At 57.8% G+C, this 12240-nt stretch carries 7 protein-coding genes, 2 rRNA genes and 1 pseudogene (1 of these 10 cut by a window edge); 7 read left to right on the top strand and 3 right to left on the bottom strand.

The annotated features are described in order from the left end of the window. Both ACUN0E_RS35210 and rrf read left to right on the top strand, forming a co-directional pair. Positions 1-2527, top strand: a 23S ribosomal RNA gene (locus ACUN0E_RS35210) (it extends 353 nt beyond the left edge of the window). Positions 2528-2727: 200 nt separating this feature from the next. Next, positions 2728-2840 (top strand): 5S ribosomal RNA (gene rrf, locus ACUN0E_RS35205). Positions 2841-2979: 139 nt separating this feature from the next. Here the strand turns inward: rrf and ACUN0E_RS35200 are convergent. Beyond that, positions 2980-3087: pseudogene (locus ACUN0E_RS35200) on the bottom strand (lipocalin family protein); the annotation flags it as partial. Positions 3088-3328: 241 nt separating this feature from the next. On the opposite strand from ACUN0E_RS35200, the gene imuA reads away from it, so the two are divergent. Genes imuA through ACUN0E_RS35185 form a run of 3 tightly spaced genes read left to right on the top strand, consistent with a single transcriptional unit; the run spans position 3329 to position 9484 of the window. After that, the gene (gene imuA, locus ACUN0E_RS35195) at positions 3329-4168 is read left to right on the top strand and encodes a translesion DNA synthesis-associated protein ImuA (RefSeq protein WP_445569502.1); all 840 of its coding nucleotides are present in this window, start codon (positions 3329-3331) and stop codon (positions 4166-4168) included. Next, the gene (locus ACUN0E_RS35190; protein WP_445569501.1) at positions 4068-5849 is read left to right on the top strand and encodes a Y-family DNA polymerase; all 1782 of its coding nucleotides are present in this window, start codon (positions 4068-4070) and stop codon (positions 5847-5849) included. Before imuA ends, ACUN0E_RS35190 begins: the two co-directional genes overlap by 101 nt. 5 nt (positions 5850-5854) lie before the next feature. Continuing rightward, the gene (locus ACUN0E_RS35185; protein ID WP_445569500.1) at positions 5855-9484 is read left to right on the top strand and encodes an error-prone DNA polymerase; all 3630 of its coding nucleotides are present in this window, start codon (positions 5855-5857) and stop codon (positions 9482-9484) included. Positions 9485-9596: 112 nt separating this feature from the next. On the opposite strand, the gene ACUN0E_RS35180 is transcribed toward ACUN0E_RS35185, so the two are convergent. Both ACUN0E_RS35180 and ACUN0E_RS35175 read right to left on the bottom strand, forming a co-directional pair. Continuing rightward, the gene (locus tag ACUN0E_RS35180) at positions 9597-10517 is read right to left on the bottom strand and encodes a dTDP-4-dehydrorhamnose reductase family protein (RefSeq protein WP_445569499.1); all 921 of its coding nucleotides are present in this window, start codon (positions 10515-10517) and stop codon (positions 9597-9599) included. A 13-nt stretch (positions 10518-10530) separates the two neighbouring features. Next, on the bottom strand, positions 10531-10749 hold the full coding sequence (locus ACUN0E_RS35175) for a heavy-metal-associated domain-containing protein (protein ID WP_408234538.1): 219 nt from the start codon (positions 10747-10749) through the stop codon (positions 10531-10533). Between the two features lie 123 nt (positions 10750-10872). Between ACUN0E_RS35175 and cueR the strand changes: the two genes are divergently transcribed. Next, a complete protein-coding gene (gene cueR / locus ACUN0E_RS35170) occupies positions 10873-11295 on the top strand; it encodes a Cu(I)-responsive transcriptional regulator (RefSeq protein ID WP_408234535.1) in 423 nt (140 codons plus the stop codon). Between the two features lie 293 nt (positions 11296-11588). Next, positions 11589-11735, top strand: a complete 147-nt coding sequence (locus ACUN0E_RS35165) for a DUF3563 family protein (RefSeq protein ID WP_074284875.1) — start codon at positions 11589-11591, stop codon at positions 11733-11735. The last annotated feature ends 505 nt before the right edge of the window (positions 11736-12240 follow it).

Below are 12240 nucleotides of genomic sequence, written 5' to 3'. Positions count from 1 at the left end.
AACTGGGTGTACGACAAGTAGGGCGGGACACGTGAAATCCTGTCTGAAGATGGGGGGACCATCCTCCAAGGCTAAATACTCGTGATCGACCGATAGTGAACCAGTACCGTGAGGGAAAGGCGAAAAGAACCCCGGGAGGGGAGTGAAATAGATCCTGAAACCGCATGCATACAAACAGTAGGAGCCTCCTTGTGGGGTGACTGCGTACCTTTTGTATAATGGGTCAGCGACTTACATTCAGTGGCAAGCTTAACCGATTAGGGAAGGCGTAGCGAAAGCGAGTCCGAACAGGGCGTTCAGTCGCTGGGTGTAGACCCGAAACCAGGTGATCTATCCATGGCCAGGATGAAGGTGCGGTAACACGTACTGGAGGTCCGAACCCACTAACGTTGAAAAGTTAGGGGATGAGCTGTGGATAGGGGTGAAAGGCTAAACAAACCTGGAAATAGCTGGTTCTCTCCGAAAACTATTTAGGTAGTGCCTCGTGTATCACCTTCGGGGGTAGAGCACTGTCATGGTTGTGGGGTCCATTGCGGATTACTACGCCATAGCAAACTCCGAATACCGAAGAGTGCAATCACGGGAGACAGACATCGGGTGCTAACGTCCGGTGTCAAGAGGGAAACAACCCAGACCGCCAGCTAAGGTCCCCAAATATTGCTAAGTGGGAAACGAAGTGGGAAGGCTAAAACAGTCAGGAGGTTGGCTTAGAAGCAGCCATCCTTTAAAGAAAGCGTAATAGCTCACTGATCGAGTCGTCCTGCGCGGAAGATGTAACGGGGCTAAGCAATATACCGAAGCTGCGGATGCACATTTATGTGCATGGTAGGAGAGCGTTCCGTAAGCCTGCGAAGGTGCATTGAAAAGTGCGCTGGAGGTATCGGAAGTGCGAATGCTGACATGAGTAGCGATAAAGGGGGTGAAAGGCCCCCTCGCCGTAAGCCCAAGGTTTCCTACGCAACGTTCATCGGCGTAGGGTGAGTCGGCCCCTAAGGCGAGGCAGAAATGCGTAGCTGATGGGAAGCAGGTTAATATTCCTGCACCATTGTTAAATGCGATGGGGGGACGGATCGCGGAAGGTTGTCCGGGTGTTGGAAGTCCCGGTTCCTGTGTTGGAGAAGGCGCTCAGGCAAATCCGGGCGCGCAATTCAAGGGCATGGGACGAGCCGCTTAGGCGGTGAAGCAACTGGAAGTGGTTCCAAGAAAAGCCTCTAAGCTTCAGTTTAACAAGACCGTACCGCAAACCGACACAGGTGGGCGAGATGAGTATTCTAAGGCGCTTGAGAGAACTCGGGAGAAGGAACTCGGCAAATTGGTACCGTAACTTCGGGATAAGGTACGCCCCTGTAGCTTGATGCGCCTGCGCGCAAAGGGTGAAGGGGTTGCAATAAACTGGTGGCTGCGACTGTTTAATAAAAACACAGCACTCTGCAAACACGAAAGTGGACGTATAGGGTGTGACGCCTGCCCGGTGCCGGAAGATTAAATGATGGGGTGCAAGCTCTTGATTGAAGTCCCGGTAAACGGCGGCCGTAACTATAACGGTCCTAAGGTAGCGAAATTCCTTGTCGGGTAAGTTCCGACCTGCACGAATGGCGTAACGATGGCCACACTGTCTCCTCCCGAGACTCAGCGAAGTTGAAGTGTTTGTGATGATGCAATCTCCCCGCGGCTAGACGGAAAGACCCCATGAACCTTTACTGTAGCTTTGCATTGGACTTTGAACCGATCTGTGTAGGATAGGTGGGAGGCTATGAAGCGTGGACGCCAGTCTGCGTGGAGCCGTCCTTGAAATACCACCCTGGTTTGTTTGAGGTTCTAACCTTGGCCCGTGATCCGGGTCGGGGACAGTGCATGGTAGGCAGTTTGACTGGGGCGGTCTCCTCCCAAAGTGTAACGGAGGAGTACGAAGGTACGCTAGGTACGGTCGGAAATCGTGCTGATAGTGCAATGGCATAAGCGTGCTTAACTGCGAGACCGACAAGTCGAGCAGGTGCGAAAGCAGGTCATAGTGATCCGGTGGTTCTGTATGGAAGGGCCATCGCTCAACGGATAAAAGGTACTCTGGGGATAACAGGCTGATACCGCCCAAGAGTTCATATCGACGGCGGTGTTTGGCACCTCGATGTCGGCTCATCTCATCCTGGGGCTGTAGCCGGTCCCAAGGGTATGGCTGTTCGCCATTTAAAGAGGTACGTGAGCTGGGTTTAAAACGTCGTGAGACAGTTTGGTCCCTATCTGCCGTGGGCGCTGGATATTTGAAGGGGGCTGCTCCTAGTACGAGAGGACCGGAGTGGACGAACCTCTGGTGTACCGGTTGTCACGCCAGTGGCATCGCCGGGTAGCTATGTTCGGAAGAGATAACCGCTGAAAGCATCTAAGCGGGAAACTCGCCTTAAGATGAGATATCCCCGGGGCTTCGAGCCCCTTGAAGGGTCGTTCAAGACCAGGACGTTGATAGGTCAGGTGTGGAAGCGCAGTAATGCGTTAAGCTAACTGATACTAATTGCCCGTAAGGCTTGATCCTATAACAGGTGTGTTTTGCGTGATGAGTTAGCACTTCAGTGCTTACTCAGGACCACCCCCGAAGGGGGCAGGGACACGCGACGCACGGTTGAGATCAGTGTTGTGCCAGAAACAACACAACTCCCGCTGGTGAGCATCACCAGAAACTACTTCTTCCAGATTGGCTGTATTGCTCCCCGAGCAGTACGGCAACAAGTCATGCCTGATGACCATAGCGAGTCGGTCCCACCCCTTCCCATCCCGAACAGGACCGTGAAACGACTCCACGCCGATGATAGTGCGGATTCCCGTGTGAAAGTAGGTAATCGTCAGGCTCCCCTGCAGTAACAGAAACCCCACCCCTCAACGGTGGGGTTTCTGCGTTTACCGCAGCAAAAACGTACAGGCGTGGGCTCAGCATGCCACCGTCGTAGTGGACCTTGTCTGATGCGGCTCCAGTTCCCCGCCGCTCACTCACTCCTTCCCGATCCGAATCGCGTTCGCGTAACCCGTCAGCTCCAGATAAGCGCGTCCAACGTCCACGCCTTCGCGACTCACCCGCACCGCACCTTCCCACAGCACGAACTCTGGTTTTGTTCGTTTGGCAGCAGTGCCAAAGAACAGCTCTCCCGTAGGCGAAAAACCTGCAAAAACAAAAACAGCTTTACTCCCTTTTCATTTCCCTTCCTGCGCGCGGTTCGTTCCGTCGCCTTGTCTTAACATCCACCTCAAAGTACTGTATAAATATACAGTGAAGACTCGCCGCCCCATGCTTACCCGATGCCGGGCAGGGCCGAGCATTCCCTATTGAACGAGCGTATTTATGGCAGCAGCGATTCACCTGGCGACGACGACACTGCCGTCGCAATTGCGGCGTCAGGTGTGGCAGGGCAATGAGCTTGCCGAGGCGGACTCGCGGGTGATTTCCAGCGGCTATGCCGCGCTGGATCAACTGCTGCCTGGACAGGGCTGGTCGGCCGGTGGCCTGACGGAATTGTTGATTGAACACGAAGGAGTCGGCGAACTGCGCCTGTTGGCTCGGGCGCTTCGGCATCTTACGGCACAAGCCGAACGGCACGTCATGCTCGTGGCGCCCCCTTACCAGCCCAGTGCTTCGGCACTGAGGGTTTGGGGTATCGACGTCGAGCGTGTCTTATGGGTGCGTTCGAGTGACGACCAGGCGCTGTGGGCTGCTGCTCAGGCATTGAAGCAGGATGGCATCGGCGCAGTGCTGGTATGGCTGCCGAATGCGCACGCCGATAAGGTTCGGCGTCTGCAGGTGGCCGCTCAGGAGTCGGCATCGCTGGCATTTTTGATCCGACCTGTCGAGGCGGCTACGCAATCTTCGCCGGCGCCATTGCGAATGATCTGCGAGCCACTCTTGCCGGCTAATGCGCAGACGATCAACCGTCGTCAATGGTTGCAGGAGATTGGTATCTCGATCGACATCTTCAAGCGCCGTGGGCCACCGCTAGCTGAACCTCTGCGGCTCATTTTGCCGTTACAAAGCGTCTTGTTGCCGGAAAGCAGAGTCGGCAGCAATCAACGACGAGAGATCAAACATGTTGTGGATTGCAGTCACATTGCCACTCTTGTCGCTGGAAGCGGTGAAGCCTCTCGCGTCGCTCCCGGATGGTTCACGCGCGAAGCAGAATCGGTGTGAGCCCGGCGATGCGGCAAGCCAGCCTCCAGGTGCTGAAGACGTCACCGAGGTGCGCTGCTGCTATGCGCTGGCCGATCACGCGCACATCCTGATTCCGGATTTGGACGCCTTGCGTGCTGGTGTGCATGTGGGCCATTCGCGCTCGTACGCATTGGCTTTGGCTCCTGGTCTCAAGATGCTTGCCGCGGATGCAGACCGCGAAACCCAGGCATTCGAAGCGATGGCGCTCGCTTTGCTGACGTACACGCCGAAGGTGTCGCTCGCGCACGCGCACACCTTGTTGCTGGAAGTCGGCTCCGGTTTGCGGTTGTTTGGAGGCTTGCGCGCGTTGTTGTCACGGGTATCCGCGACGGTGGCCGAATTCGGCTATACGGCGCGCCTCGCATGCGCACCAACCGCCTGGGGCGCATGGCTGTTGGCGCAGGCGCATGCCGATCGCCAGGGGCATCGTTGGCACGTGATAAAGGAAACGTCGCTTGCACGGGTGCTCGACCGCGTATCTGTGTCGTTGCTGCCGGTTGCACAGACGCATCGCGATGCGTTTGTGCATTTCGGTTGTACGACATTGGCCGATTTGCGTCAGTTGCCAAGGTCGGGCGTTGTACGGCGTTTCGGCAGTGGCATTCTGGATTTGCTGGCGCAAGCCTATGGCACGCGTCCGGATCCGCGCGAATCGTTTCGTGCGCCGGCATCGTTTCATGCGCAGTTGGAGTTGCCGTCGCGGGTCGATAATGCCGATGCATTACTGTTCGCCGCGCGTCGGCTGATTGTGCAACTGGCTGGATGGTTGAGCGCACATCATGCAGCGCTCAGCGGTTATACGTTGGTGCTCGAACATGAATTGGCATCCCGTCATGCGCCGAAAACGTCGAGTCTGAAGGTCGCATGGGCCATACCGTCGCGCGATGCCGAGCATCTGATCTGGCTGTTGCGTGAGAAGTTGAATCAGACGACTCTGGTGGCGCCCGTGATCGAGTTGAAGCTGGTCGCGGATCAGATCGGTGAATATGCAGCGCGGTCGGACACCTTGTTTCCAATGCCTGAATCAGACGGCGATTCGATTGCACGTCTGCTCGAACGCTTAAGCGCGCGTTTGGGGCCGGAGAACGTGCTGCAGATGTCGGTACAGGATGATCATCGGCCTGAGCGGACAATGCGCGTCGAGGCCTACCAGGCGCAAGCGTTTTCGCGCAAGAAGCGTTCGTCTGCGAAAGCTGAGACAAAAATCAAAGCGGATAAAACCTGGCTGACCGATGAGTTGCAGCACGCTGCATTGGAAAGTGTGCATGCACGCGGCGATGCGGCGGAATTGGCAGAACACGCAGAACATATATCACGACAGCCTGAAAAAACGAGTGACGCTAAAAGTAGCCGCATATTCGTAACACAACCGGCCGATGCTCAAGCTTCGTTCGATCTACCCGGCGGTGCATTGCCATCGCAACCTCGTCCCGTCTGGATGCTCGACAAACCGCTGCGCCTGATGGTGTGCGACCAGCGGCCGATCTATCGTCGGCCGCTAAAAATGCTCACGCGTACCGAACGGATTGAAGCAGGGTGGTGGGACGGTAACCGCGTCGAGCGGGATTACTACATTGCGGCAGACGATCGTGGCCATATGTTCTGGGTGTATCGAGAATGTCTTGGCGGCGAGTGGTATTTGCAGGGTTTGTTCGGCTGAGCATCATGGCAAATTCCCGGCCCACATTTTTAGTCGAGCAGGCACTTGCGGCTCAATTGCCGCTGTATGCGGAACTGCATTGCCAGACTAATTTCTCGTTTCTGCGCGGCGCTTCACATCCGTATGAACTGGTCGAGCGGGCGATGTCGTGCGGCTATAGCGCACTCGCGATTACCGATGAATGCTCGCTGGCGGGTGTCGTGCGAGCGCACACCGCGGTGAGAGAAATCAAACAGGAGCGGGACCGCCAAAAGAAGGAACGCGAAGACAAGGCGAAAGCCGAGCAAGCAGGAACGTCTTTAGAAGAAGCAACAAAGTCGACGACTACAAAGCCAGCGAGCTCACAACAGGAAGCCTTGCAGCAGGAGGCCCCACAACAGGAAACCTCACAACAGGAAACCACTGATCAAGAGGCGCTAAAACCGATCCCTCACCTCATCATCGGCAGCGAACTCAATCTGACGGACGATGCAGGCGAACCGTTCTGCACACTGGTTGCACTCGCAACCAACCGTAATGGCTACGGCAACCTCTCCGAACTGATCACGCTCGCTCGCTCGCGTGCCGACAAAGGCAGCTATCGCCTCAGCCCGTCCGATTTCACCGATACGTTGCCGCATCTCGAGCATCTCAGGACCTTGCCCGATTGCGTCCTGATCCTCGTGCCGCAACGCACGGCGACGCTCTCACACACGCTGTGCTGCGCGCATTGGCTCGCCTCATTGGCTCCGCAACGCTCATGGATCGCACTTGAACTCTGGCAAACCGGCAGCGACGATCTGCAGATCGACGCGTTGCGGATGATTTCGAAAACGAGTGGATTGCCTCTGGTGGCGGCAGGTGGCGTCCTGATGCATGTGCGCTCGCGCAAACCGTTGCAGGACACCTTGACCGCGATAGGCCTCGTCACACCGCTATCGGCGTGCGGTCACGCGCTCGAGGCCAATGCCGAGCGGCACATGCGCACTCGCGTGCGGCTCGCCAAACTGTACCCGCGCGATACGCTCGAAGAAACGCTACGTATTGCAGCCCTATGCCGCTTCTCGCTCGACGAACTCAAGTACGAGTATCCGGAAGAACTGGTGCCGGGCGGTGAATCGCCATCGAGTTATCTGCGCAAGCTGGTCATGGCTGGTGCAATCGAACGTTGGCCGGGCGGCATGAATCTCAAGCGGATCGAGCAGATCGAAAAAGAGCTACTGCTGATCGCCGAACTGAAATACGAAAAATATTTCCTGACGGTGCACGATATCGTGAGCTTCGCGCGCTCCAGAAACATTCTGTGCCAAGGTCGCGGTTCGGCGGCAAATTCGATTGTGTGTTACTGCCTGCATGTGACGGAGATCGATCCGATAAGCATGAATATGCTGATCGAACGGTTCATCTCGCGTGCACGCAACGAACCGCCTGATATTGACGTCGATTTCGAGCATCAGCGCCGTGAAGAGGTGATTCAATATATCTACGGCAAGTACGGCCGTCATCGGGCGGCGTTGACTGCCTCGCTGATTACGTATCACGCGCGCAGCGCGCTGAAGGATGTTGGCAAGGCATTGGGACTCGAAGCGTCATTGATCGAGCGGATCAGTAAATCGCAGCAATGGTGGGATGGTACGGATGCGGTCGCCAAATACCTGGCTGAAGCGGGCTTTGATGCCAACTCGCATATCACGCAGAATCTGATTCGCCTTACCAAAGAGCTGCGCAATTTTCCGCGTCATCTATCGCAACACGTCGGTGGTTTTGTGATCGCGAAAGACAGGCTGTCGCGACTCGTGCCGATTGAAAACGCGACGATGAAAGACCGCAGTGTAATCGAGTGGGACAAGGACGATATCGATGCGCTCAAGTTATTGAAAGTCGACGTACTGGCACTCGGCATGTTGTCGGCTATCCGGCGCGCGTTGGAGTTCGTCGCATTGCGGCGTGGCTTTCCGGAATTCAGGATGCAGGATATTCCGCGAGAGGATCGGGCCGTCTACGAAATGTGCGGACATGGCGACACGATCGGCGTATTCCAGATTGAATCGCGTGCGCAGCAAAGCATGTTGCCGCGGCTGAAGCCGACCAAATACTACGATCTCGTGATCGAAGTCGCGATCGTGCGACCCGGGCCGATTCAGGGTGGAATGGTGCATCCGTATCTGCGCCGCAAGCAAGGTATCGAGCCGGTGGACTACGCAAAGGATGAATTGCGGCCGGTGCTCCAACGCACGCTTGGTGTGCCGATTTTCCAGGAGCAGGTGATGCACCTCGCGATGGTTGCGGCGAAATACACCGGTGAGCAGGCCGACCAGTTGCGACGCGCGATGGCCGCGTGGCGGCGCACCGGCAACCTGGCGAAGTATCAGAAGGATCTGAACGACCGGATGTCGGCGCGTGGTTATGAAAAGGACTTTATCGACCGGATCTGCAGACAGATCGAAGGCTTTGGCGAGTACGGCTTTCCGGAGAGTCATGCAGCGAGCTTCGCGTTGCTCGTCTATCTCAGCGCGTGGCTGAAGCGTTATGAGCCGGCCGCTTTTCTGGCGGGGTTGCTCAACAGTCAGCCGTTGGGATTTTATTCGCCGTCGCAACTGGTGCAGGACGCGAAGCGTCATGGTGTCAAAGTATTGACGCCCGATGTGACCTTGAGCGATTGGGAGTCGACTTTCGAAAGACGCGGCCATGAAGGGCAGCGGATTTCATCGAGCGAGACCTCCTTGCGTCGTCAGCAGGGCGTATTATCCGCGCAGCAATTTCGCGATCTGTCGTTGCGACGCTTCACGGTGGCCCGGACGATCCGGCGCGCGGCAAAACAGCTGACCGCACGTGTATTCCAATCGTCGAAAACCTATGGGGCGCGCGGTCCGGCCGTGCGTATCGGCATGCACCTGATCAAAGGTCTTTCACAGGTGGCTGCCGAACGGATCGTGGCGGCCCGCAGTGACGCGCCGTTTACCAATGTCGACGATCTGACGCGTCGCGCAGCATTGACGCGGCGCGATCTCGAAGCGCTCGCTGCGGCGAACGCGCTGGTCAGCATCGCAGGCCATCGGCGCGAAGCGTGGTGGGCGGTGACCGCGCAGCACGCGGTGCCCAAGCTGCTGCGCGATGCGCCGATCGCCGAAGCGCCGTTGGCATTGCCGCAGGCAACCGAAAGTCGCGAGATCGTCGATGATTACGCGAGCATCGGCCTCACGCTCAATCGCCATCCGCTTGCGCTATTGCGCGAGCGTCTTGCCAAGCAGCGTTTTCGCACGGCGGCCGAACTTGCCGCGTGTCGGCACGGCACGCTGGCGCGCGCCTGCGGGATCGTCACCGTGCGGCAGCGGCCGGGCACGGCAAACGGCACGGTGTTCGTTTCCATCGAAGACGAAACCGGTTCGATCAATGTAATCGTCTGGCCATCGCTGGTGGAAAAGCAGCGCAAGGTGCTGCTGGGTTCGTCGTTGCTGGCGGTGTATGGTGTCTTGCAGCGCGACGACGGCGTGTCGACCGGGGGTGACAGCGTCGGCAATGTGGTGAACGCAAATAAAGCGGGCAGCGCGAAACGGAAACAGAACGGCGAGGTGGTTCATCTCGTCGCGCATCGACTTGAAGATCACAGCGAATGGCTCGGCGAACTGGCCACGGCGAGCCGCGATTTTCATTGATGCTGACCCGACCCGACATAGCCTGGCCCGCATGCCCGGGCGCCATGCCGCCGTACCGGCGGGCTATGGCCACGCGGGCAGAACGTGCCGTGGCTAGGCTTGCTGCCGGGAACTACACCGGCGTATCGCCTCGCAACGGAAACGCGGCCAGCACTTGCCGGATCGCAACGTCAAACGGCGTGCGGCGGCCAATGCCGAGTGCCTCGAGCCGATCCGATGCCAGGTGGCAGTTATGCGGACGTGGCGTAGCGTCGGTGGGTATGTGCTGTGGTGCCAGTTGCGCATCGACTTGCAGCGCTTCTGCAAGCCGCACCGCGATTTCATACTTGTTCATCGGCTCGTCTCCCGACCATTGCACGATGCCGCGGATCGCTTCGTCACGCGCATGCCGTTCGAGCATCTGCCGGATCACGAATGCGACGTCAGGCGTAAAGGTCGGATAGCGAATCGCCCATGCATCCATGACGGCTGCCTTGCCTTCGTGTGAAGCCGATGCGGCAATCGCCGGCACGAGACTCGTCACCGCCGATTCTGCCCAATCGACGATCGGCCCATATAGCAACGGCAAACGCAGCACGCAGCCGAGATCGGTGGATTCCGTCAGCGCGCGCTCGCCTTCAAGCTTGCTGCGGCCATAGGCATTGAGCGGCGCGGGCGCGGAATCGTGCTGATAGGGCGGGTGAGTGCCGTCGAACACGTAATCGGTTGAGATCGAGAGCGTCCATGCGCCGCGCCGCTTTGCCGCCGCGGCCAGGGTTCGCACCGCATCGACATTCAATGCCCGGGCGAGCGCCGGATCGTGCTCGCACACATCCGGCCGGCGTTCCGCCGCGGCAATCACGAGTGCGTCCGGCGCTTCGCGTTCGACAAATTGTTCGACCGCTCGCGCGTCGCGAATATCTAGCGCGACCGTGTCTGGACCCGGCCGGCTGAACGCCGTGGCAACAACTTGCCAACCGGCCTGCTGCGTCAGTTCGTCGACGAGCGTCCGGCCGAGCAGCCCGGAAGCACCAATGACGGCAACTTTGAACATAACGGTCGCTCGCTTAGCGTGTCGAGTCGCTGGTCACGCCGGTAACCGTGTAGCCGGCCTCGTCGATAGCGGCCTTTAGCGTGTCAGCCGGTTGCGCCGATTCGACCGCCACGCGGCCGGACGCCAGGTCGACCCGGACCTGAGCGACTTCATCGTGCTCACGGATCGCGTTCGTGACCGCAGTCACGCAATGCTGGCAGCTCATGCCTTCTACCTGGAATTCGATCGTCATTGGGATTGCCTCGAAAAAATGAAGATTGCGATGATTGAATTATGCCTGCCGATGCGCAATTGAGTGGCTGACCTTCCCACGGTGGGAAGATGTACGATCAAAGCACACATTGGGGAAACAGTCATGAACATCGGTGAAGCGGCCCGCGCGTCGGGCGTCACGGCGAAGATGATTCGCTATTACGAAAGCGTGGACTTGCTGGCGGCAAAGGCGCGCACGAGTGCCGGTTATCGCGTATACGGGCCGCAAGAGGTTCATTCGTTGCGCTTCATCCGGCAGGCACGCCGTCTTGGTTTTCTGGTGGAAGACATCCGCCGTTTACTGGCGTTGTGGCACGACCGGTCACGCGCCAGCGCCGAAGTGAAAGCGATTGCGCTGGAGCATGTCGCGGAACTCGATCGCCGCATTACTGAGCTGACCGACATGCGCGACACATTGGCGCATCTGGCCGATCATTGTCACGGCGACGATCGCCCGGATTGCCCGATTATCGAGCGGCTCGCCGACACTGATCTGGTGTCGGGGAAGGGTTGTCATCCGATCTGAGCGCACTGGTGCAACCTGTTGCAAGATTTGTCGCAACTGATCGACCAAGCGCACAATTATGGTGCTAAATAATTTGGGGTAGTATCAATAGCCTCGAAAAATCTATCCTGAATTTAGCTAAATCAATGACTTAAGTGCACCATGGGCGTGCACCATTCCAAAACGGAATGCACGTCATGCGGGCATTTCACTAGCAAGGTTGCACCATAGGGATATAATTCGGGTTAACCCTTTTGAGGGAAATCCCTGATGCAAAACTCACCGGGGATTCAATCTGATCCTTGGAGAACATCATGTTTGCATACGTACTTGAAAAGTTGAGCACCTGGTTTGAAACTGCAGAGCGCAGCCGTCGTGAAGCCTATCTGGCGTCGTCGTCGGACATCGTTCAGCTCGAGCAGCGCATCCGCTCACTCGAAACCAACGGCTACTCGCTGTAAGTTTCAGCTGTATCAGGTTTGACCTGGCAGCGTTTCGTGCGCGGCCATTGCAGTAAAGTGTTGAGCCCCGTATAAACGGGGCTTTGTCACATCTGGACCGCGAAAATTTCACGGCAGGTGGGCTGCAAGGCGATTCATGGCCAATAACGACTAGCCTGGCGCTTGCGGCCGCGGTAAGGTAAGACGCTTTCTGCGCAATCCGGCATTCTCAAACTCAACCGGTCCGCCCATGCTTCCTGTCCGCTTGCCCCAATCTGTCCTGGCCACGGCCGTCGCGGCTTCGCTGACAATGGCCTTCGCAGTACCAGCGGCTTTCGCTGCGTCGAGCAACAACGCCCGTAAGCCCGTGATACTCGACTCGCAGAGCGGGATAAGCGACGGCCAGAGCGGTACTGTGCTGCAGACCGCGCCGCTCTCGCCGCAGCCGATCGTCGGGGCACAGCCCATCGCGACGCCCACAGAGTTGGCGCCGAATTCGTCGATACCGATCGTTGTCGCGCCCTAC

This window comes from Paraburkholderia sp. D1E, assembly GCF_052682275.1.
This window is presented reverse-complemented; position numbering and strand designations above follow the sequence as displayed.

Coding starts and splice junctions, on each gene's coding strand:
- ACUN0E_RS35175 (WP_408234538.1), bottom strand. CDS start 10,749: ATGACGATCGAATTCCAGGTAGAAGGCATGAGCTGCCAGCATTGCGTG.
- ACUN0E_RS35180 (WP_445569499.1), bottom strand. CDS start 10,517: ATGTTCAAAGTTGCCGTCATTGGTGCTTCCGGGCTGCTCGGCCGGACG.
- ACUN0E_RS35190 (WP_445569501.1), top strand. CDS start 4,068: ATGTTGTGGATTGCAGTCACATTGCCACTCTTGTCGCTGGAAGCGGTG.
- imuA (WP_445569502.1), top strand. CDS start 3,329: ATGGCAGCAGCGATTCACCTGGCGACGACGACACTGCCGTCGCAATTG.
- ACUN0E_RS35185 (WP_445569500.1), top strand. CDS start 5,855: ATGGCAAATTCCCGGCCCACATTTTTAGTCGAGCAGGCACTTGCGGCT.
- cueR (WP_408234535.1), top strand. CDS start 10,873: ATGAACATCGGTGAAGCGGCCCGCGCGTCGGGCGTCACGGCGAAGATG.
- ACUN0E_RS35165 (WP_074284875.1), top strand. CDS start 11,589: ATGTTTGCATACGTACTTGAAAAGTTGAGCACCTGGTTTGAAACTGCA.